The sequence below is a fragment of the Candidatus Zymogenaceae bacterium genome (assembly GCA_016931225.1).
Taxonomy (GTDB): Bacteria; Desulfobacterota; Zymogenia; order Zymogenales; family Zymogenaceae; genus JAFGFE01.
The window spans coordinates 78,719-101,135 of sequence record JAFGFE010000031.1; the positions used below are offsets into that span (position 1 = coordinate 78,719).

Below are 22,417 nucleotides of genomic sequence, written 5' to 3' on the forward strand. Positions count from 1 at the left end.
GAACGCTTTAGCAACGTATGCACCACTCCGGCGCATTTTTGGTCCCGATCAACAGGAAAAAGTTTTTCTTGACATCGGCATTTCCGATTGTTTATGCTATGCTATTGTAAAGAAATAACCGTCTGAGTTTGTACTGATGGAAAAACACGCCGATAGTCATGACGCCGAGCGTTCATACGCCGACAACAGCATCCTCACGTATGAAGAATTTCTCGACATCTTGGATCTCTACAATGTCCCCCTGGTCGTCTGTGATTTGTTCTGTGCCGGATTTCTGCATTATGTTGACGGCGTGCCGGTGATCGTTCTCAGCAGCCGCCTCGACGATCGGTACAAGACATTCTACGGCCTGGCATTTTTTCTCAGGGATCGTTTCAATCGGGATAATTCCCCATTTCTGTACCTCTCGGACATCCCGGATGATGACGTATTCCTCAATCTTTCCATTTCCATTATGCTGCCGGATCGGATCGTGAATTATTATATAGATCAATTCACCTCTAACAAGGTCAAGAATTTTCATGATGTTCTCATGATGTATCGACTTTCCACATACGGGAACCAGAACAGCATCAGAGAGGTCTACGATCGAATTTTTAAGAGTATCGGCGCCTCCTGGCTGAAGGAGAAGTAATACAATATACTTTTTCTCCGACACATCTGCTGCCGATACGCACTGGTGTGAAGCAGGTATCTATACATTACATACATATACGTACTTCAATACGCACCCATGCTTTACCGATACATACATACGATAAGGATATACCGTGAAAGATGTGATGAAGAAAGTGGTTTTTGTGACCGGCGGCTCCAAGGGGATCGGCGGGGCCATCGCCTGTGAGTTCGCATCACGAGGCGCCGATGTGGCGATCTTCGCCCGAGGGCAAAAAGATCTTGATTCCGCGCTGGCTCGTTTGCAAGATATAAAAATCCTGGACGACCAGAAGTTCGCGGCATTCCGGATGGACGTGACCGACCCGAAGTCTGTGGACTCATCCATCGCCGACGCTATAAAAGAGCTGGAAGTCCCCGACGTGCTGGTCAACAACGCCGGTCTCGCCAGACCCCGCTACTTCGAGGACATCACCATAGAACAATTCGACCGAACGATACGGACCAACCTCTGCGGCGTGTGGTATGTGACGTCCTCTGTTGTCCCCCATATGAAAGAACGTGGCGGCTATATCGTGAATGTGTCGTCCCTGGCGGGTTTCATGGGTGTGTTCGGGTATTCCGACTACGCTGCCTCCAAGTTCGGGGTCATGGGACTCACCCTCTCGCTTCGGAGCGAGCTGAAATCCCACGGCATTACGGTCAGCGCATTATGCCCCCCGGATACGGATACCCCCGGCTTTGAGGAGGAGAACAAGGAAAAACCGGTGGAAACAAAGGCCCTTTCGGAAAACGCCAAGGTCATGGACGCCCAAGACGTCGCACGGTCGCTCATTTCCGGTATGCGCCGGAAAAAACCGGTCATCATCACCGGATTCGACGGCAACATGATCTATCTTGCCAACCGTGTCTTTCCCCGACTCGTTGAATTCATCATGGACATGACGATTCGGAAGGTCCAAAAAAAGAAAGAGGCTCACCTCACGGGGTAATCCCGCCTCTCGGTAAAAAGCGGAGGTTGTGATGGATATACAGATAAAGGGACGCCTGCCGATCGCCTGGCTTGAGATCATCACCGGCGTCGGCATTATCCTGTTCTGGATCGGATTTTTCACCGTCGGCCTGGCGCCTGAAACGCCGCCCGAAGGATATTTCGTGTTCGAGCACTCCTTCCCGCCCCCGGACTGCATCCTCTCCATCGTGCTGATTATTGCGGGAGTGCTGCTTATAAAGGAACGATACGGCGGCATCGTCCTCTCCCTGGTGGCGTCCGGCGGACTGATGTTTCTTGGGATTCTGGATGCCAGTTTCAACATTCAGAACGGAATGTATTCCATCACCCCGCTGGATACTGTCCTGAACGCCTTCATCAACCTATGGTGCTTCGGCTTCGGACTGGTGACGGCATGTATCATGGGAAAACAGACATCACCCTGACGACGCAGTCCAGCCTCCTCTTCCCATGCGTCACAGGGACGCGAGCTCTTCAAATAATTCCACCGCAGGAGGGCCGTCTAGGAGAGAGGCCGTAATCCCCATCAACTCCTTGAAGTGGGAGGTCTCGCTGTGTCGGCTGAATGCGTCCTGATCCGTATATTTCTCGTATAGAAGAAACTCCGTACCGTCGCTCATCGACCTGTGCAGCGTGTAGGCGAGGGTCCCCTCCTCCGACGCCACCTTCGCGACCATATCCTTCAGAGCCGCCTCAAGTTTTCCTTCGCTCCCCTTCTTCGCCTTCATTTTCGCAATAACAACCATCTGTCAATCCTTGAGAATGTAGAGAACAATATTATCTCTTGAGTTCCATCTTCTGCTGCAAAAGCTCCCTCCCCCACTCCACCACCCGCTCCTGGTGAATCACCTCGAATCCGAAACGATCGTACATATTTCGGGCGGACAAAAGCCCTTCGAAGGTCCACAGGTACACCCGTCCGTATCCCTTGTTTGCAGCGTGTGAAAGCGCCGTCTGCATCAGCCTCGTACCGACGCCCAGGCCCTGGGCTTCGGTACGGACGATGAACCAGCGAAGCCGCACCCCTTCATCCCGGTCGTCTCGTGCGTCCAGGGAGATGGAACCCAGAAATCCATCGTTCCCCGTCGCCGCCCAGAACCCGTCCCGATTGCCGTCGAACCGGCACATGAAATCCGAGAGCTCTCGCGCCACCTCCACCTCGAAGGTTTTATCGAGGTCCCAGTGTTCATGATAATAGGCGCCGTGGAGCTTCACTATCTCGCCGATCACGCCGGGATAATACCCGGTGATTGTCACATGATGGTTCTGTACGGATTGTTTTCCGTTATCCATACGTGTTCTCAAGATCATTGAATGAGTCGCGATGGGAGGTTTCTCGTCATCTGGACGCTCCCGCCTGAAAAATCACGGTTCTCCACGTTTTTGGCCGCCGGCTTTTTAAACAGACGCTTGTGGAAGGGTACGTTCGATGTCGGATATGTGAGGTGGGAAAAGCCCGGTCTTCACTGTCGTCGACACACCGTGGGTGCACATCCGGTCATCCGTCGGTTGAAAACCACGAGGGAAGTGCACATACGTGCGAAACGGATATTATCTTTTCTTTTTGAACCCCGCTTCCCCGAATCGTTCTTGCATGGCCCTTGTATACGCTCGTGCTACTCCGACGCCCGAACGGTCAAAACCGGCACACGAATGTGCCTGACCACCTTTTCCGCCACGGATCCAAATACCAGGTGGCGTACGCCGGTCTCGCCGTGAGTGGCGATGACGAGGATATCGGGCTTTTGCTCATCGGAAACCGCCACGATTTCATCCGCTGCCTTGCCCACGGTGATGACCGGATGCGCCTCAACGCCCTTTGGAATCCTGCTCTTGATTATCTCCGAGATTTTTTGAAATGAAATCTCCTCCAGCTGTTTCTGATATTTCGGGATATCAACGCCCGTGATGGTCGTCGATCCGGAGAGATACGGAATCTCGGCGACGACATGCAGAATCACGAGCCGGGCGTCGAAGTGCGCCGCCAGCTCTCCGGCGATATCAAGCGCCCCATATGACGGCTCGGAAAAGTCAATAGGGCAGAGTATCTTTTTTATCGGCAGCATCGGTTATTCCTTATCTATTATGTTGCTATGAAATATTTTTTGACCAGAAAAATCGATAGAAGCTCGCTTCTTTCGATACGGTGAGAAATCAAGGGATCTCCGTGCCGTCGGTTTGTACGGTCAGTACAGGACAGGACGCATGCCGGATCACCTTTTCCGCCACCGATCCGAAAAAGAGGTGTGTCACACCGGACTCCCCGTGAGTGGATATGACGAGGAAATCCGGTTTGATCTCATCGGCCACATCGATGATGACATCGGCGGGTCTGCCGCTTTTTATCGCAGACTCGACCTGGACGATCGATGATATCTTCTCCTGTATTGTCGTCTCCAGGGCGATTCTCCCCGCCTCCTCAAGCTTTTCCTGGTATTCCGGCACGTCTATCGATGGATTCGTGGGAAGCGCGGGCAAAACCGGTATATCCTGCACCACATGCAGCACCGTCAGCTTCGCGTTGAAATGGACGGCCAGCTCCTCCGCGGTTTCCAGGGCCTTATACGATGACTCGGAAAAGTCAATGGGACATAAAATATGTGTAACTGGAAGCATTACGTAAATCCGTTTCGTGAAAGTGTTGATAATCAATCGACCGGGGGTGTACCCGGTGTCTATTACTGTATAATCAGAGGTCGCCTCCCGTCAAGGATAATCCGTCGGATATCAATTTCGCCATCGGGATCGATTGCGCCGTATCGTGATCAATCGCGTGGTTCGATGTCACTTCTCACACGACTTCCTAATGAAAAAAGAGCGCCGCCGACACGATCATCAACAGGGTGAATACAATTCTCTTGAATGTTTCTTGCTTGATGCGGCTGAAGAAATAGGTCCCGATAAATACTCCCACCAGTGAAAACGGAATAACAATTCCCACACACTTCAGCACTTCTACGGTTATCAGTCCGTTGATCGAATGCATGACGATGATGAGGAGAGCGGTCACCATGAAATAAGATTGCAGGGTAATGGTTGCTTCATTTTTGTCCCAGTCCTGAAGCGACGTATAGATGATCGCCGGCGGACCGCTGGTATTGTAGGCCCCACCCAGGCAGCCGGAGACGAATCCGAACACGTATCCCCACGTTTTTGAGAGAGAAAATGAGGGCTCCCTTCCCACAAGGGAATAGAGAGCATAGAGAAACAGGCACACAGCAAACGTCCGAATGATAACGACCTCGTTGAGATGAATCAGTCCGAACACGCCCAGGGGAATGCCGAAGAGTGCGCCGATAAGAAGGGGAGAGAGCTTTTTTATATCAAAATGGGATCTCAGTGTTAAAAAGACATAAAACGTCACCAGGGCGGCCTCCAGGGCGACCAGGGGCGTGACGAACGTGATGGGGAAAAAAAGCGGCAAGAGAGACATGGAGACCAGGGCGAATCCGAAACCGGAGAGCCCCTGCACACCCGAGGCGAGAAAGATTATCGCCGCAAGCAAAGCGTAATCCCAGAAGGATGTTATGCACATGATAGTCCGAACATGAGGTGACACGCATGCATATCCGAATCGGATATATTCATTCAATATATTCCCGCGTGGTCTCTTCCGATATCGACAGATAAAACAAGCATCATACAAGACGATATCAACGCGTTCGTTCCTTATAGCGTATCGTTATGCAAATATCAAACACATTCTTCAATCATTTTCCCTGATAAAGCCGCTGTCCCAAAAACGGATTCAGTCCCTGCCTGCTCAGCTCCGTCACCACCGATTCGATATCATACCTGAAGCGATGAAACTTCACCCGTTTTTCATCTTCATCAAATATCAGAAATGAGGCCATGCTGTCTCCGTCTCTCGGCTGTCCGATACTACCCGGATTAATCAGGTAGGTGAGATCAGCATCCAGGGACAGATCCGGAGGGGCCTGGGACAGATAGAAAGTTCCATTTGATAAAAAGCACGACACCACATGAGAATGCCCGAAAAAACAGAGTGTCACATCGGTTGATTCCTGCAGTACCGCGATATTGTGAGCCGCGGCATCCGGTGAAAGAATATACTCATCCGGATCTATAGCCGATCCATGAACCAGAAGATACTTCTTATCTACGGTCATTTGGGAGGGAAGCGTCCTGAGATATTCCCGGTTTTTCTCCGTCAGCACCTCCCTGGTCCAGAGTATCGCTTCCCGGGCGATGTCGTTGAAGACGATCGGCTCCTGAATGCCTGCGGCCACGCGGTCGTGATTTCCCATGATCGTGGGGATGCCGCACCTTCGTAATATATCAATGCACTCATTCGGCCAGGGATTGTAGCCGACGACATCCCCGAGGCAGACGGTACGATCGACACCAAGAAGTTTTGTCACGGCGAAGAACGCCTCAAGGGCGATGAGGTTCCCGTGAATATCGGAAATGACTGCTGTTTTCACGTAATAATCCCATGTATACTCCCGCGTGATCCCGTCCCCATTTCCTCTCATCCATCACCGGGAGGATCTCGGTTACCGTATCGGTTCGTGCATTATCTGCGTCAACGGCCCGTTTTCCACAGGCAGGTCGAATAAACGGTCGGTCACACATCTCAGGCGTGAAAAGAGCTTGTAGAACCAGTAGGAAGGATCGAAGGGATAAAGCGTCACGGCATAATCGAAATCCAAAAAAGCCTCTTCGTATTTTTCCATATCGAACAGGACAAGACCTCTCAAGTAGTATGCAACGGAGTCGTTCGGATCGAGCCAGATGGCGGTGGATAAATCCTGGAGGGCGTACATCAGATCACCTTCGCTGTAGTACCATCCACCCCTGTTGCAGTACAGGAGCGGATCTTTCGGATACATCTCCAACGCACGATCGTAATGATTCAGTGCGGCGGAATAGTCTCCGTTGAGCTCGTGGTATATGGCGATGTTGTTGTGGGCGGACGATATCAGCTCGTCATACGTCAGGTTGTAGAGAAATACACCGTTCATCAGAGATGAGGGATTGATGTTGTAATCCCATTCGCATTCCGCATCGGTAAATACCAGCGGGTCCGTGGCTTCCCAATTGACGTCGCCCTTGTTGACGGGATTATCGGGATTGATCGGATCGTGTCTGCCGTCGGCGTCCCAGCGGACGAAGGCGTGTTCCGGGGCGCTCACGCCGTACAGGGGAAGATTGAGAGCTTTACCGATACTGACATACGTGACGGTGTAGTGAAAGCAGTCAAGTTTCCGGTCTCTCAGACCGTCATGAAACAGCTCCGGCATACCGTAGCTAAATCCCAGGTCGTCAAGGGTATCGTCAATGGCCCGGAGTACGACCACCGGGTCCGGATTTTGTCCCGACCGATCGTGTGAAATTCTTCTCGCCGCCTCATCGATGATGGAATCGAGCATCAGATAGTCGGATTCTTCAGAACCCAGGGCTCGTTCCATATCGAGAATCACGTGGGCCGGCGTGTGGTAGCGTCGGTTGAAGGAAGCACCGTCGGAACTTTCTCCGGCAACCGATCCACACATCGTGAAAATCAGCACGACGGTGCCGATGACGGCTGTGAGGTTTTTTCGAAAACATCCCGTCACAATACGCCTCTTCCTTTGAGGGCACATTCCACTTTCGGCTTAAAGAAACTCCACCAACCCCAGCTCGTTGATATGCGTATCCGTTGGATATGCGGTCTCGACACTCCACCCCATGAGCCGGTAGTAATGATCCCGATACCGATAAAATTTCTCGGGATCAATAGCCAGTGTACCCTCAAAGGGACCTTCTACCATATTCTCGGTGTATTTATCGGGAAGGCAGTCATCCTCTTTTGAAAAACCTTCACGGAAATTGTATATGCGCGAAAGCACAATGCTCCGATCACCCGCCCTCAGAAGCTCATGTATGGTCACTTCCCAGCCGGTGATCGACTTAATCATATCCAGCATGGTATCCACCGACATCGGGCCGCGCGGCGCAAAACCGAAAAAACACCCCCCGATGACATCGAGCATCCGGGCATACCTGCTGATAATTACGTAATTTTTTGCCTTTTGCTCCGAGAGATCAAGCGCATCAACGGCCACCGTCAACCCCAGTTTTCTCGCTTCACCGAAGCTCCAGGTATCATCGACGGTAAAGAACGAATCGTGAGGCGCAACCAGATGATCCGCACCGATATCTGACACCACATATCCCAGTCCAACCCCGGTTTTCGTCCGGATGTCGTGCATGGGTACTTCCTGTCCCTTGATGGTGATGGTATATTTTTCCGATCCCTTCCCGATTTTCTTCGCCATCCGCGCCTGCCCCTCCGCAAGGAGGTCCCCGATCCCATCGCGGTGCGCCGTCATTTCGATCAGTTTCAGCAGCATCTCACCGTCCCCGAAGGAGAGCTCCATGCCGCCGGTATCCTTGTCGGTCAGGATTTCCTCTTCATAGCACTTAATCGCAAAAGAGATTGCCATTCCCAGGGAGATGGAATCTATACCGAAGTGGTTTGCGAGCTCGTTCGCCTTGGCGACGACAGCCAGGTCGTTGATGCCGACGTTCGAGCCCAGTGCGGCGATGGTTTCGTATTCCGGCCCGCCGTACTCCGAATCGACACTGATATCCCCCCTGGTCACCTCTATGACCCGCTTACAGCGAATCGGACATGCGAAGCACCCTTTTCTGTCTTTGAGGATTTCCTCATTGTACTTGTTGCAGAAGAGATTTTCGCCTCCTTCAAGGATCCCCCTGTCCCAGTTGTTGGTGGGCAATGCCCCCCCCGCCATCATGGCGTTGACGCCGATGGTCGTGCCGTATTCGAACAGAGAATTGCCGATGGGATTGTCCTTGAAGGTTTGTGCGAACTCCTTTGCGATGTTCTTCAGTGCTTTCGGATCGGCAAGCGGGAGTTTTTTTGAACCCTTTACCGCCACCGCCTTCAGGTTCTTGCTCCCCATGACCGCCCCGAGGCCGTTCCTTCCGTTGAAATGGCCCAGGTCGTTTCCGAGATTGGCGTATCGAACAAGGTTCTCGCCCGCCTGTCCGATTATCAGTACCCTGGCGCGCTGTTCGCCCACTTCCTCCCTGATGGCCTCCTGTGCCGGCTTTGCGCCTGTTCCCCAGATGGAATCCGCCGGCCTGATCTCCACGGCCGTGTCGGTTATCCAGAGATACACCGGGCTCTTGGATTTTCCCTCGACGATCAGGGCGTCGTATCCGGCGAACTTCAGCTCAGGGCCCCAGAATCCGCCGGCCTCGGAAGCGGCAAGGCCGCCGGTCAGAGGCGATTTTGCAACCGCGGTAAATCGGGGAATCGCCGGACCGGGCGCGCCGGTTACGGCGCCGTTCGCCAGAATAAGGAGATTCTCCTCAGACAGCGGATCGATATTCGGAGCGGTCTCCTTCAGGAGGAAGAAAAGCCCCAGTGATCGTCCCCCCAGGTATGTCCGCATGAAGCCGTCATCCAGCTCTTCAACCCGATGAGAGCCTTCGGTCAGATTTACCCTCAGAATTCTATTCCAATACCCGCCGCGGGTTGTTTCTTCCGCCATCCGTTAACCTCCTCCAAAGATCGGATATATATCAACGATATCATCGTCAAACAGGCGAAGATCCCTCCTCTCTTTCCCGGAGATCGGCCTGTCATTGACCAGTACTATTCCTATTTCGTCCTTTTTTATACGAAGTCTTTCAATGGCATTGATAAAGCTGTCGGCTTCGACATAAATCTCCTCCCTCCCCTCGAAGTGATGTCTCAAGCCGACGGCAAGTCTGATCGTTACCATATATACCGGATTACATATTGCAATTGCTGCGAAATGCGCACAAGGCGTGAACGAGAACTGTTATTACTGTCTCTTGGACTCCAGCGTCTCGATAAACGCCTCAATCCTGGTTTTCGCCTGGGCCTCGGAATATACCCGTTCGTCGGTCATGTCCGCTTCGATGACGAGCGTGGGTATCCCGGTATCTTCCTGGATCATCCGTGCGATATCGTATTGGCCCAGAGAGTAGGGCTTGCAGGAGCGGTTTGAGTGAAGCACGAAGCCATCCGCTTTGTAACGGGAAATAAGACCCTTGATCTCTTCCGCCATGATCTCGATATCGATATTGAGGTAGATCTGGGTGTAACACTCCGCCAGGCTTTCCAGCGGATTATCCGGGTCTATTCGCTGTCTCGCCCAGGCGTTTGTGTAGGTGTCTGCCACCAGGCACGCCCCATAGGATGAGAACAGCTCCGACAGCGGCCTCAGTTGATACCATATCGGCAGGTTGTCCCACAGCAGTCGATACTTCTCGTTATCGACCGCGGCGATGCCCTCGGCGACACGCTCCTCAAGCTCTGCAAGCAGACCACGGTAGAACTCGTTGTTTTCCTCCGTGCCCCGAAGCGTCACGATGGGTCCCAAAAAGAAAAATGCGTCAAAACAGCTAATTGGTGAGGGGCTGTTTTCACACGTCGAAAGCACCTTGTTCCAGAGCCGTACCCCTTCCATGGAAAGTTGTGCGACTTCTCCGAATCTGTCCATGTCAAATGGCGTGCCGCATTGCTGCTCCAGAAAATCAACATATTCCTGCATCTGTGCGGTCACATACGCGGCGCTTTGTGTGGTTTTTGTCTGGTGGATAAAGGGCGTATCAATCAGAAACATCGGAACGTCGAAAAAGCGGGAGAGCACTTCGTACCATTTTGTAACGGTGCCGCAGATGTTGTTGCATGCAATGAGGAAGTCGGGCTTGGGCAGTCCCCCGGGAATTGGACTTTGTTTGGTGACGGCGCTGCCGATGTCCCCCCGAAAATACGAGCAGAGATCCCGGGCATACCCCATGTCTTCAGCGACCTGGCACATATCGACACTCATCCTCGACGCCCCCAGCATGGCCCCGTGATTCTCCGGATATATCGGGATAACATCCATGGCGTGAAGCGGCTCCACCGGGCCGCCGCTGGTAATCCATGCGATTTTCTTGGAGCCGTCGGCCTCGGCTATTTTCGCGCCTGTGTAATAATCGGTCATGAGCTGGCGCATGGCCTTGGCGGAGCGCATTTTCTTTTTTTCCTTCCCGGAATCGGCACCCTTTTTTTCCTCTGACACCGTTCTCTCCTTGAGCTATACGTCAAACAAGTCGCGTTTTTTATGAAATTATATCACATCATCCCTGGGCGAGCATTTCGATGAACGCCTCGATCCGTGTCCTGATCTGCCCCGGGCTCGGATTATCCATTTCCATCTCTATCAGCATGTGGGGAAGTCCCTTTTCCTCGACCGCGTTCTTCAGGTGTGGGTAATCAAATGAGTGGGGATCGCAGAACTTGATGAGAAGAAAGATGACCCCCTTCGCATTCGCATTGTCGATGATGCTCTTAAGATACATTCCCCGGTCAAAATCGAGGCTGTGCTTCGCCGCACACAGGGGTCGTTGAATAATGCGGTCGGCCAGGGCTTCGATGGGATCCTTCTTTTTCACATCGACGTTGAGGGAATAATACCGTGAACCGGTACATATATCATCACCCGACACGGAGGCGCCGGCATTTTCGATACAATCATATATATCGGTGAATACACACATATTCCCGACGACGACCACCCGTATCGGATCGTATGGATCTTCTTTTCCCTCAAGCTCGGACAGCAACTCCTCTATCAGGCGATTGTGCTCCTGTACCGGCATATACATGGCCGCCTGGACGCAGTCATCGGTGATTTTCGACCCAACGATGCCCGGGTGTTTTCTCTTGATATCATGAAGGCGATTGAGGTTATCGCGCATTCGGTTATACATTCTGATGCTGTCCCACAGGGAGTCATCCGTGATTTCTCCGTCGACAAACTCCTCCAGAGACGCACGAAACGCGGAAAGCTCCTCGATGACATAGGTTCGGGCGCTCTCCGTGTGGAGCTTGACCGGCAGCACGATATCCGCATGATAAGAGAAGCCCGCGTTTATACGCCAGATGTCCGACAGGCGTTGTATGGAGTCGCAGGTGTGGGGGAACACCGTCCCATCAATGAAACTAAGATCTCCGGAGAGCGCCGTGTCCAGAGCGGTCCGCACCAGCGAGCATGAATAGCTCTGGAGATGCCTGTCTGCGAATTCCACCTGTTTTTTTCTTCCCATAATGCGGTACGGCACACAACCCGCAGCATGGATCATCTCTTCCGGTGTGTAGGTACAAAAATACCCGATGATCGGCTTTTGTAACGTATCCTTGAATCGTTTCCCCGCCGTCACCGGGTCCTCCACGATCCGCCGTATTTCCTGCAACACCTCAGCGGCATCCATTCAGCACCCCTTGTGAATCAACAGATATTAGGCATACATAATATTTTATATGTCAGTTCAGCGTTCTCAATTTGATTCTTCCGAACTCGTCGCTTCCCACCTGAAAATGGGCACCGCCCGTTTCCTCAGACAGGATACGAAGAATCTCCGGAGATTCCTTCTTTCCGATGTAGATGGAGTGTACCGCGATATTATCCCGTTTTGCAAGCTCTATCTCCCGGGCGATTTCCCGGTCTCCCTCCGTCGGTCGGCCGTCGGTGATGAACACAACGTGCTTGATCTTGTCATACACGATGTTGAACTCCCGGATGACATCCAGCAGCGGAAGCTGATAGTTTGTAAATCCACTGCAGAGACAGCGGGACGCCATCTCGCCGATCCTGTTATACGATCGGGTGAAAAACGATTGATCCTTGAGATATTTTGTAGACTGATGGTTGAACTCTATGTAACCCAGGCGCATCCTGCGGCGCCTGGTCATGCGGATGAGGCCCAGAATCAGCATGGACGACCACTGCGCCCGTGAGCCGGTCATGGATGAGCTGATGTCCCTGATGATCGCCAGCGCCCCGCCCTTGATCTTTTTCGATCGCATCATGGCCCTGGGAAGCTTCGGATTGAGCATATCCAGCCAGATGGTCGATTCCACCGGATCGAGGTCGTCGAATTGGGAAAAATCCTCAAGATTCGTCCACGACCTGGGAGAGCCGCCGTAATCACGCATGAGTTCTTCGGTTTTTTGAATGATGTTTCCCTCAATGACCTTGAGGATGGGACGAACGTCCTTGAGAGTCTCCCGGTTTACTTCATCCTCGTCACGGACCGGCGCCTCCTCACCCCGCTTTTCCCTGGAGGGGAGGAGTTCCTTTACATTGAAGGATTCTTCGGGAAAACTGTCGAAATCCTTGTCGGAGATTTCGGCCGGTTCGGTGTTGCCCTCTTTTGTCTCTTCTGGGCGAAACTCCTCTGTCAATTCCTCATGTTCTGGAAGCTCAGCTTTTTTTTTTCAATGATGTCAGAGAGGATCTCTTCCATCCGTTGATGCACATCCTCGGGGACCCGAAATGTGGTCATGTATTTGAGCACAATGAGGTCCGAGGGGATAACCTCATTTCTCCCCTCGATAATCGCCTTGGACTTGAGCACGTTCACCGCCTTGACGAGAAACGTTCGATCGGTCAGAAGCGAATTGGATTCATTCAGGTGAAACTCGTCCACGAGCCGATTCAAAAAGGCCATCAATCTCCTCTTCACGTCGTCAGGAACGTGAATCTTGAGCAGATAGTCGATGGGCCGATCGAACGTGTCGGTGTGGTATCCTTCGACGGAGTCCTTATCATAGATGTGATCGATATAGTAATTCATCACATCCATGGCCTCGTCCCAGCTCGATTGGGTAATCAATCCGCCGGTCCTGAGCTGAATGGCGAACCGATCCAGGTTCGCAAGATCCAAAGGCTCGTTGTAATAATCGTCCTGGGTTGGATTGCTGGTGGCGATCGCAGTAATCAGGGGCAGGCTGATGCCCTTGTATTCCCGCTCGTTCAGGAGCCGAAGCAGGATATTCAGGGCTTCACCGGGCGCCCGGGTGATATCATCCAGAACCGCGATTTGTGTGGTCAGGATGCCGCCGGGAACGAGCTTTTGCCGTATCAGCTCACCGTCCCCCGAATTGCCGTCGGATCCCTTTTCCTTCTCACGGGTGATGATGTAGTCCCCGATGAGCTCGGAGAGCTTTGTGTCCCGGTGAAACTGATAGAAATAGAAACTCAGGTCCGCCGCCTTTGCCGTCAGCTCTGCGAGCATGGTCTTGGCGGTTCCCGGAGATCCTTCTATATACACATGCTCCCTGGCAATCAGTGCAAGGAGGATCCCCTCCTTTATATCTTCGTGACCGATAACATATCGATCCAGTACGTCTTTGATCTGTGCTGCAGTTTTGAGCATTTCAGAAACCAACTCCTCAGCGTCAGTAGAGTAACCCGATCACCACTTCAATTGATCGAATTTTTATTATAACAAGTATCCATCGCCAGCGCAAGTGAATTTTCAAATCTCTATGCAATCCATGCCGAAGGCCTCTGCCACCGCCTTGCAGCTGAGCTTTTTATTGATGATATTCACTCCCTTCTTCAGGTCCGGATCGTCCTCAACGGCCTTCTCTACCCCCTTATCGGCGATATTCAGCCCGTAGGAAAGGGTTGCATTCGTCAGGGCGAAGGTCGATGTCCGGGGTACAGCCCCAGGCATATTCGCAACGGCGTAATGCACCACTCCGTCGACGACATAGGTCGGATTTGCATGCGTCGTCGGTTTCGTGGTCTCGATACATCCTCCCTGGTCCACGGCGATATCCACAATGGCCGAGCCCTTCCTCATCCGGGAGATCATATCCCTGGTGACGAGACTCGGAGCCTTCGCGCCGGGGATCAATACCGCTCCCACCACCAGGTCCGCAGAGAGGACTTCCTCTTCGATATTGGCCCGGTTGGACATGACGGTTACCACGTGTCCTCCCATGACGTCATGAATGTACCTGAGCTTCGCCGGATTTACATCGAGGATGCTCACCCGTGCACCCATGCCCACGGCGACGAAACATGCGTTCGCCCCCGCGATTCCCGCACCGATGATCACCACCTTCGCCGGGGGCACGCCGGATACACCTGAGAGTAAAATTCCCATGCCGCCGCCTATGGCCTCCAGACAGCGGGCGCCCATCTGGATGGAGAGCCGTCCCGCAACCTCACTCATAGGCGCCAGAAGCGGCAACGAGCCGTCGGAAAGCTGAATCGTCTCGTAGGCGATGCCCGTAATGTTTTTCCCTAAAAGCTTTTTGGTCAACTCCTCGTCGGCCGCCAGGTGCAGGTAGGTGAAGAGAATGTGATCGTTCATCAGGTCGAATTCCGGACCCAGCGGCTCCTTGACCTTTATGATCATCTCGGCTTCACCCCAGACATCCTCCTTCGTGGGAAGGATTTTCGCTCCGGCGGCGATGTATTCCTCATCGGTCAGTCCGCTCCCCAGGCCCGCCCCCTTTTCGATGAATACATCATGGCCGTGAGAGACAAACGCAGATGCGCCGGCGGGGGTCAGGGCGACCCGATTTTCCTCCGACTTTATTTCCTTCGGTATGCCCACTTTCATGATACTCCTCCTGTGTGTGGGATATTTAAGATCTGGTTAAAAAACGAATGTGTCATTTCCCGCCGGTATCGGTCGGTCTTCTCCTGCGCGGCTGCCGTGCGGCTATGCGCGCCCGGTGTGCGGCGCGAAGCCTTGGAACCGCTGTCAGGGTGTAGAGCAGACACACAGCAAACACCCCGATCATGATATACAACACAATAATATCCTGGGCGTAAATGCCCACAAGAAGCACGAGAAAAAATATCACGGCGATCGCCGGAATAATCAGGCCGCCGGGGACCCGATAGGATCTCTCGGTTTCCGGAAGCTTGTAGCGTAATCGGATAACCGAAAGGGCCATGACAAGATATATGATCACCTCGATGGCCGCCGATACCATGATCAAGCGTATGTAGCGGCCGCTGAACATGATGTATACCGATATGGCAAGAGAAATGGTGAAACAAAAGAGAATCGAAAACCAGGGAGTGGCGTATCTGCTGATGCTGGAGAACACCCGCGGCAGTACGTTGTCCCGCCCCATGGCGTACATATATCTTGAAAAATTTAAAAAGCCCGCGTTGTACGACGTCATCGACGCCAGTATGCTCATGATGATGAAGATAATGAGTCCGATTTCTCCAAACAGCTTTCTTCCCACCTCGATATGCGGAATGGGGGATTCGGCGAGTATTTCCTTCGGTATGACCGCCGTCATACCGGTCGTAAATACCGCGTAGACAATACATAAGATGCCCACGGCGACGAGCATTCCCCGGGCGATCATTGACGAATCGGTCACCTCTTCGGCCAGGGGGGTCACCCACTCGAATCCCACATAGAGAAACACCCCCACCGCGGCGGCCTCGAACACGTTTACGGCACCACCGGTGTGAAACAGTTCTCCGGCGGTGATCCCCGAGATCGAGATGGCGTAAAAACCGACCAGGAGCATAAAGGTTATCATCGAATAAGAAAGAATATCCTGTACGATCCCGGTAATGACCACACCCCGGTAGTTTATCAGTGCGATGACGCCGAGAAACAACACGACCCATATTAGATGGTGCACCGAGGGGAAGATCACGTGTATGACATTGCTGAGAATATATGTCTCCGGTCCGACCATCGCAAGGGCGCATCCCACATAGAAGGCGCCGATGGTGAGGGCCGCCTTCTCCCCGAAGGCCCGCTCAATAAAGAGGCGGATACCCGCAGCCGAGGGATACATGCCGTTGAGTTCCGCAAAACACATCGCGGAAAACGTACACATGATACCTGCAACCAGTATCGCAATCCACGCGGATTGACCAGCCACCATATTCGCGACCTCAATCCCCGCCGCATAACACGAGGTCGCCATCGCCATGCCAGCACTCGTGGAGACGACGGTGCGAAACGTGACGACCTTCTTCAATTGTGACATACGCATACCTCACAATTCCCGCCCGGGCGGTGTCCCGCCCGGGCGTTTTTTGTGTATCTATCGTCTCTCTCTTTTATCGCTCATGCCTCCTGAATCCACTTGTCGATTTTGAGCATGTATGAGCCGAGCTTCGCGCCGTATTCCGGCGAACCGAGCTGTGTCAAGTGTCCGTATCTGACCGCGTCCACCAGATCCAGCTCGTTTGTCAGCACCTTGATCGCCGACTCAACGCCTCCAAACTGCATGTCGATGAACGGCTTTTTCCTGGTATACAATCCCCTGCCCGCCTTGGATTTGCCGTATTTGATACGCAGGTAGGCATACGGACCGTCCGGGGGGCAGGACCACTGGATGATGCGGTCCGGCATCTTTTTACAGAACTCGACGAACTCCTCGTCGCCCGCCTTGTTCATTTGAGACAGCGCCGAGCTGAGCATGTAGAACAACAGCTTCACCTTCAGGTACTGTTTCGCGGGGTCCTTGGGCTTCTTGCTGGGCAACAGCAGCGTCAATCCGAGCAGCAGCGGCACCACCCTCAGGACGATGCCGAGCTTGAACATCCCTTTGATGACCGGCATGGCGACCTTGCCGCCAAAGAACTTGTTGAGCTGTCCCGGGTCTTTGAACACGAAATTGACGTCCGGATTTTCATGACGGGTAAACGAAAATTCGAGGTTTCCATCCGTAAAGTGCATCACGGTGACCAGATCGTCATATCCCTTGACCTCGAACTGCACCACCGCGTTGAAACCTTTCATTTTCTTTTTTATTTTCGGGTCGTCTTCAATGAGGACTTTCGCCAGTGGGAGGGCGGCCCGCATCATGATTCTGGCCAGCACATATTTGTCTTTATCGTCAGGCATATCGCCTCCTTGTTTCTGAGATTATATCTCGTCTTCCCAGTCCTCGTCTTCCTCGAACTCCTTGCCCATAACCTCACGGACCGTCTCGATGACGCCGTCGGTATCGAGCTTGAAATGATTGTAGAGGTCTTCCGGATAGCCGACGATGGAGTACTCGTCCGGTATGCCCACCCTCTTGAATGCGCAGCCCTTACCGGACTCGACGATGACCTCGCTGACGGCGCTGCCGAGGCCGCCGATGATGTTGTGATCCTCGAAGGTCACGATACGGCGGGTCTCCTCCACGGCCTTCATGATGATATCCCGGTCGATGGGCTTGATGGTGTGCATATCGATGACCCGTACCGACAACCCGTCCTCTTTCTCCAGCACTTCCGCGGCGTCCACGGCCGCGTATACCGACGTGCCGCAGGCGATGACGGTGATGTCGCTGCCGGGATGCATCTCTATGCCCTTACCGATCTCGAAGGCGTAATTGGCATCCTTGTGCACCCAGGGCTCGAATCCCCGCCCGATCCTGATGTACACCGGACCCTTCCAGTCCACACACGCCTCCACCGCCTTTGAGGTCTCAATGCCGTCGGCGGGGACGATCACCGTCATATTCGCGAACGAGCGCATCACGGACAAATCCTCGGTACAATGGTGGGTCGTTCCCGCCTGGCCGAACGATACGCCGGAATGGGTGGCGATGATCTTGCAGTTGAGGTTCTGGTAGCAGATATCGGTTCTGACCTGCTCACCGGCCCTCAGGGATGCGAACACCGCAAAGGTCGAGATGAAGGGGGTAAATCCGGCCAGCGCCAATCCCGCGCCGATGCCGAACAGGTTCTGCTCCGCGATGCCGACGTTTATGAATCGATCCGGGAATCGTGTCTCGAATTTTCCTATCTTGGTGGACTTGGCCAGGTCCGCCGTCAGGGCGACGATATCCTCACGCTCTTCGCCCAGATGTACCAGTGTTTCACCATATATCTCAGCCGCCGTCATATGATCGGCGTCCTGCAGACTCCACGTAACACTTCCTTCCGCCATGGTTTCCTCCTGTTATTTACCCGCATACATGCGGTCGATGGATTCCAGGGCCTTTCTGGTCATTTCACCGTCAAGCCCGCCGTAATGCCATTCTTTGGCGCCTTCCATGTAATCAACGCCCTTGCCCTTTACGGTCTGGGCGATGATGATAAACGGACCGCCCGAGAATGCCTGGGCCTCTTCAATGGCATCGCAGATATCATTGAAGTTATGTCCGTCGATAATTCTGACCTTCCAGCCGAACGCCTCCCACTTCTTGTCCAGGGGGCTGACGTTCATGATCTCGTTCAATGGACCGTCGATACACAGTTTGTTGTTATCGATTATCCCGATGAGATTATCGAGCTTGTAATGGGCGGCGGACATTGCAGCCTCCCAGATCGATCCCTCGTGCTGTTCCCCGTCTCCCATAATACAGTAGGTCAGCCATTTTTTCCCGGAAAACTTCGCACCAAGGGCCAGGCCGACGGCGATGGAGAGACCGTGTCCCAATGAGCCTGTTGACGCATCCACTCCGGGCACCTTGTTTTTATCCAGGTGCATGCCGAAGCTGGAGCCTGTGTGATTGAACGTCTGGAGCAGTTCTTTTTTGAAATATCCCTTGTCCGCCAGGACCGGAGCATATCCCACACCGCCGTGCCCCTTTGAGAGGACGAGTCTATCCCGATCCGCCTTTTCCGGGTTGCTTGGATCGATATTGAGATATTTGTAATAGAGCGCTACCAACAGGTCAAGCTGTGACAGTGCTCCGCCGGCGTGACCGCCGCCTGACCAGGCCACCGTCTGGATGACGTCTTTCCTGAGCTGGTGGGCCTTTTCGGTCAGAGCCTTCAATTCACTTTCTGACAGGGCCATTATGTGCCTCCTCTTACAATGGGTGACGTATATATTTTATTTTCTTGAGTTTTTCGATTTAAACATACCATTATTATCAATATTTTTCCAATGTAATTCTAATCCACCGCCTTTTTTTCATCGCTCTCCTCAGGGCCTGGACGTCGTCTGCGCCGGGGCGCCCTCTGGGCCGCAAGCCGCTCGTATTTGGCCCTGATCTTCGGAAGCAGGAAAAAGACATATCCCGCATTGATGATGAGAACGCCCACGATGAAGCCGAGAGCGATGCGCTGATCAACGACGTCTTCGGGCTGCATGGGGCCGAAGAGGATGAATCCCGCGACGATCCCATATATCAGAATAACAATGACCGGTATTGTAATTCCTCCCTTTATCTTGAAATCCCGCTCGGCGTCCCGATTCTTAAACCGAAGCCGAATGACGGACATCGCCATGACCATGTAGATCATGCACTCCGTTGCGGCAATGATCAGTATCATGGAAAGAATGAAATGGGTCGCAAATCCGTACACGGTCACCAGGACACAATACACCGTCACCACCACCATCGCCACCCAGGGAGTCGCGTGTTTCGGGTGGAGCCTGGCGATGAACCTCGGCAGCGACCAGTCCCGGGCCATGGCATAGATGAAACGGGATGACGTGAGGATCCCGGCGTTGAGAGACGTCAGCGACGCCAGAAGCGCCATACCGATCATGAAGTAGAGGCCGAAGCCCCCCAGCAGGGTCTCGCCGTATAGGACATGGGGAATGGGAAGTCCCTCCGGATCGAGGACCCAGGCCAGGGTCTCGGCAGGAAGCACGGCCGTCATCGCCGTCGAAAACAGGGCGTAGACGATGGCGAGGATCCCCAGGGCGATCATCATTCCTTTGGGCACCAGCTTCACGTCGGTGACCTCTTCTGATATGGTCACGACCCATTCAAACGCGATAAAGCACGAGATGCCGATGGCCACCGCCTGGATAAAGCCATCGAGGCTCCCCACTTGGATGGGATTCTCTATATGAAAACCGGTTGATGAAAGCCCATATATGGAAATGAGGATCAGGCCGATAAACATGGTGTAGGCGATGATATCCTGGGTTGTCCCGGCGATGCGGATCCCCCGGTAGTTGAGAAACCAGAGCACCGCACCGAAGGCGACGGCCCAGATGACCGGATGCACGAAGGTGACGCCCTGGGACAGGGCCTGGGAGAGTATATATACCTCGGCGCCCACGATGGAGAGCTGTCCCATTACATAGACACCGGCGATGATGATCGCCGTTTTCTCCCCGAAGGCCTTTTCGATGTATATCTTGATGCCCGCCGAGGTGGGATACATGGAGTTGAGTTCACAAAAACAAGAGCCGGCCATGACCGCCATGACGCCGGCGGTGAGAATTGCTATCCATGCCGAATGTCCGGTCAGGTAGCTTGCAAGCTCGATAAACGATACGTAGGTGACCGTCGCCAGGGCCATGCCCGCGCCGGTGGATATCACCGTGCGTAGTCCCACAGCCCGCCTGAGTTGAGTCATAGATTTTCTCCTCAATCAATTCGAATCATTTTTTCAGTTTATCTTCCTGAGCCTGAATCTCCTTGAGAGACGCATCAAAGGCCTTCATCACAAAATCCACCTCGTCCGGGGTGATGACCAGGGTCGGCATAATCCGTATGATACGGGGGTTGTTGAAGGTGTATATAGAGATGACGCCGTTCTGCCTGAGCTGATACGCCATCCGGGGGCCGATGCTGTCTTCCGGGAACTCCATGCCCAGCATCAAGCCCTTCCCTCGAACGTCCAGCACCAGCTCCGGGTACTTCTCCTTTAATTTTGAAAGCCCCTTCATGAACCGGGCGCCCATCTTTTCCGCATGACCGGGAAGATCGTTCTCTTCGATGTACTCTATCGCGGCCAGCGCGACAAGACAGGCAAGAGATGTACCGCCGAACGAGTTGATGATGATAAAGGGATGGGCCATGAGAAAATCGCTGATCTCCTCGGTGAAGATCGCGCATGATATGGGATAAAGCCCTCCCGACAGGGATTTTGCGAACACCATGATGTCCGGCGTCACGCCGCTGTGCTCGGCGCAGAACATCTTTCCGGTACGGCCGAAGCCGGTTTGAACCTCGTCGAAGATAAGGAGCATCTCGTTCTCGTCGCAGATCGCCCGAAGCTCCCTGAGGTAGTCGTCGTCGGCGGGGACGATGCCCCCCTCCCCCTGAATCGGCTCTAGCATGATCGCCGCGCTCTCCTCCGTGACGGCTTCCTTTACCGCCTTAATATCGTTGATGGGCACATGCTTGTACCCCGGCGCCAGGGGCGCGAAGGGTTTTCGATACACCTCCCTGCCGGTTGCGGGAAGGGCGAAGCCGGTCACCCCGTGGTAGCCGTTATCCATGCAGATGACTTCCGGTCGATCGGTGTGCCCCCGGGCCAGCTTGATGGCCACCTCGATGGCCTCCCCGCCGCCACAGCAAAAGAGGGAATACTTCAGATCGCCCGGTGTGATCTCCGCCAGCTTCTTCGCCAACAGGCCCCGCTCCCTGACGATGGATATCCACCCGCCCATGTCGTAGGTATCCAGGGCCTTCTTCAGCGCGTCGACCACATCCGGGTTGTGACGGCCCACATTGAATATTCCCGCGCCGGTGACGCAGTCGATGTATTTTTCTCCGGAGATATCCCAGACGCTGGCGCCCTCCCTCTTTCCCTCGATGATGTCGAGACTGGCGTTCTTGAACATCCTCAGCGCGAAGGGGTTGACGTACTCCCTGTAATTATGCTCGGTTTCTTTCCGTATTTGTTCCGCATCCGTTTGAGAAAGGATTTCATCTATGATGGACATATCATACCTCCGGCCAGATGACGGCGGTAATGGCGTCGATGCGCATGACATCTTCCTGGGTGCCCTTCACCTTGATCTCTCCCCTGAGGTATTTCTGTGTCGGGTTCAGGTCGCCCCAGAACATGTCGCACATGGTCTCGCTGTCTGTCTCGACGACGACGTCGGGTGTGCCGTTGGTGCCGGCCTCGTTTTTGATGATCTCCCCCTCGATAACCTCCATTGTGAAAGAATCACCGGTATCTGTCGCCACATAATGCAACAGTTTCGTCCAGTCCCGCTGCATGCGTCTGAGCCGTTTGTTGGTGTTGCATTGCTCGGTAAAATCCGTCAAGGCCTCCATAATTTCTTCAGATGTCGCCATAGATACTTCTCCTTCTCATGTATATCACT

The 22,417-nt window shown here is 53.5% G+C and carries 24 protein-coding genes; 3 read left to right on the forward strand and 21 right to left on the reverse strand.

Annotated elements, in window-relative coordinates:
- Positions 1 to 136: 136 nt before the first annotated feature.
- The 3 genes from JW885_12465 (at position 137) to JW885_12475 (ending at position 2,052) form a co-directional block, all read left to right on the forward strand.
- On the forward strand, positions 137 to 634 hold the full coding sequence (locus JW885_12465) for a hypothetical protein (protein ID MBN1882980.1): 498 nt from the start codon (positions 137 to 139) through the stop codon (positions 632 to 634).
- Between the two features lie 148 nt (positions 635 to 782).
- The gene (locus JW885_12470) at positions 783 to 1,607 is read left to right on the forward strand and encodes an SDR family oxidoreductase (GenBank protein ID MBN1882981.1); all 825 of its coding nucleotides are present in this window, start codon (positions 783 to 785) and stop codon (positions 1,605 to 1,607) included.
- Positions 1,608 to 1,638: 31 nt separating this feature from the next.
- Entirely contained in the window at positions 1,639 to 2,052 is a 414-nt protein-coding gene (locus JW885_12475) for a hypothetical protein (protein ID MBN1882982.1), read from the forward strand.
- Between the two features lie 30 nt (positions 2,053 to 2,082).
- Here the strand turns inward: JW885_12475 and JW885_12480 are convergent, their stop codons facing one another.
- The 21 genes from JW885_12480 to JW885_12580 all read right to left on the reverse strand — a co-directional run bounded on the left by JW885_12480 (position 2,083) and on the right by JW885_12580 (position 22,388).
- Positions 2,083 to 2,373 carry an antibiotic biosynthesis monooxygenase gene (locus tag JW885_12480; protein MBN1882983.1) on the reverse strand — a complete coding sequence of 97 codons (291 nt, stop codon included), beginning with the start codon at positions 2,371 to 2,373 and terminating at the stop codon, positions 2,083 to 2,085.
- A 31-nt stretch (positions 2,374 to 2,404) separates the two neighbouring features.
- On the reverse strand, positions 2,405 to 2,920 hold the full coding sequence (locus tag JW885_12485) for a GNAT family N-acetyltransferase (protein ID MBN1882984.1): 516 nt from the start codon (positions 2,918 to 2,920) through the stop codon (positions 2,405 to 2,407).
- A gap of 323 nt (positions 2,921 to 3,243) precedes the next feature.
- Positions 3,244 to 3,693 carry a universal stress protein gene (locus JW885_12490; GenBank protein ID MBN1882985.1) on the reverse strand — a complete coding sequence of 150 codons (450 nt, stop codon included), beginning with the start codon at positions 3,691 to 3,693 and terminating at the stop codon, positions 3,244 to 3,246.
- An 88-nt stretch (positions 3,694 to 3,781) separates the two neighbouring features.
- Positions 3,782 to 4,243 (reverse strand): universal stress protein, encoded by a 462-nt coding sequence (locus JW885_12495; GenBank protein MBN1882986.1) that lies wholly within the window; start codon positions 4,241 to 4,243, stop codon positions 3,782 to 3,784.
- A gap of 187 nt (positions 4,244 to 4,430) precedes the next feature.
- The gene (locus JW885_12500) at positions 4,431 to 5,162 is read right to left on the reverse strand and encodes a sulfite exporter TauE/SafE family protein (protein ID MBN1882987.1); all 732 of its coding nucleotides are present in this window, start codon (positions 5,160 to 5,162) and stop codon (positions 4,431 to 4,433) included.
- A gap of 175 nt (positions 5,163 to 5,337) precedes the next feature.
- Positions 5,338 to 6,072 carry a metallophosphoesterase family protein gene (locus JW885_12505; protein ID MBN1882988.1) on the reverse strand — a complete coding sequence of 245 codons (735 nt, stop codon included), beginning with the start codon at positions 6,070 to 6,072 and terminating at the stop codon, positions 5,338 to 5,340.
- 72 nt (positions 6,073 to 6,144) lie between these two features.
- A complete protein-coding gene (locus JW885_12510; GenBank protein ID MBN1882989.1) occupies positions 6,145 to 7,206 on the reverse strand; it encodes a tetratricopeptide repeat protein in 1,062 nt (353 codons plus the stop codon).
- Positions 7,207 to 7,245: 39 nt separating this feature from the next.
- A complete protein-coding gene (locus JW885_12515) occupies positions 7,246 to 9,150 on the reverse strand; it encodes an aldehyde ferredoxin oxidoreductase family protein (GenBank protein MBN1882990.1) in 1,905 nt (634 codons plus the stop codon).
- A gap of 3 nt (positions 9,151 to 9,153) precedes the next feature.
- On the reverse strand, positions 9,154 to 9,384 hold the full coding sequence (locus tag JW885_12520) for a MoaD/ThiS family protein (GenBank protein MBN1882991.1): 231 nt from the start codon (positions 9,382 to 9,384) through the stop codon (positions 9,154 to 9,156).
- A gap of 63 nt (positions 9,385 to 9,447) precedes the next feature.
- Positions 9,448 to 10,647 carry a 2-hydroxyacyl-CoA dehydratase gene (locus JW885_12525; GenBank protein MBN1882992.1) on the reverse strand — a complete coding sequence of 400 codons (1,200 nt, stop codon included), beginning with the start codon at positions 10,645 to 10,647 and terminating at the stop codon, positions 9,448 to 9,450.
- 106 nt (positions 10,648 to 10,753) lie between these two features.
- Entirely contained in the window at positions 10,754 to 11,887 is a 1,134-nt protein-coding gene (locus JW885_12530) for a 2-hydroxyacyl-CoA dehydratase (protein MBN1882993.1), read from the reverse strand.
- A 52-nt stretch (positions 11,888 to 11,939) separates the two neighbouring features.
- Positions 11,940 to 12,860 (reverse strand): VWA domain-containing protein, encoded by a 921-nt coding sequence (locus JW885_12535; GenBank protein ID MBN1882994.1) that lies wholly within the window; start codon positions 12,858 to 12,860, stop codon positions 11,940 to 11,942.
- Entirely contained in the window at positions 12,857 to 13,834 is a 978-nt protein-coding gene (locus JW885_12540; protein ID MBN1882995.1) for a MoxR family ATPase, read from the reverse strand. Before JW885_12540 ends, JW885_12535 begins: the two co-directional genes overlap by 4 nt.
- 102 nt (positions 13,835 to 13,936) lie before the next feature.
- Positions 13,937 to 15,034, reverse strand: a complete 1,098-nt coding sequence (gene ald, locus JW885_12545) for an alanine dehydrogenase (GenBank protein ID MBN1882996.1) — start codon at positions 15,032 to 15,034, stop codon at positions 13,937 to 13,939.
- Positions 15,035 to 15,086: 52 nt separating this feature from the next.
- Positions 15,087 to 16,439: an APC family permease gene (locus JW885_12550; GenBank protein MBN1882997.1), complete on the reverse strand. Its 1,353-nt coding sequence runs from the start codon at positions 16,437 to 16,439 to the stop codon at positions 15,087 to 15,089.
- 80 nt (positions 16,440 to 16,519) lie between these two features.
- Positions 16,520 to 17,302, reverse strand: a complete 783-nt coding sequence (locus JW885_12555) for a hypothetical protein (GenBank protein MBN1882998.1) — start codon at positions 17,300 to 17,302, stop codon at positions 16,520 to 16,522.
- A 21-nt stretch (positions 17,303 to 17,323) separates the two neighbouring features.
- A complete protein-coding gene (locus JW885_12560; GenBank protein ID MBN1882999.1) occupies positions 17,324 to 18,337 on the reverse strand; it encodes a transketolase family protein in 1,014 nt (337 codons plus the stop codon).
- Positions 18,338 to 18,349: 12 nt separating this feature from the next.
- Positions 18,350 to 19,192, reverse strand: a complete 843-nt coding sequence (locus JW885_12565; protein ID MBN1883000.1) for a transketolase — start codon at positions 19,190 to 19,192, stop codon at positions 18,350 to 18,352.
- A gap of 98 nt (positions 19,193 to 19,290) precedes the next feature.
- Positions 19,291 to 20,712, reverse strand: coding sequence for an APC family permease (locus JW885_12570; GenBank protein MBN1883001.1), 1,422 nt, complete (start codon positions 20,710 to 20,712; stop codon positions 19,291 to 19,293).
- Positions 20,713 to 20,737: 25 nt separating this feature from the next.
- The gene (locus JW885_12575; GenBank protein MBN1883002.1) at positions 20,738 to 22,027 is read right to left on the reverse strand and encodes an aspartate aminotransferase family protein; all 1,290 of its coding nucleotides are present in this window, start codon (positions 22,025 to 22,027) and stop codon (positions 20,738 to 20,740) included.
- 1 nt (position 22,028) lies between these two features.
- Positions 22,029 to 22,388: an SCP2 sterol-binding domain-containing protein gene (locus tag JW885_12580; GenBank protein MBN1883003.1), complete on the reverse strand. Its 360-nt coding sequence runs from the start codon at positions 22,386 to 22,388 to the stop codon at positions 22,029 to 22,031.
- Positions 22,389 to 22,417: the final 29 nt, after the last annotated feature.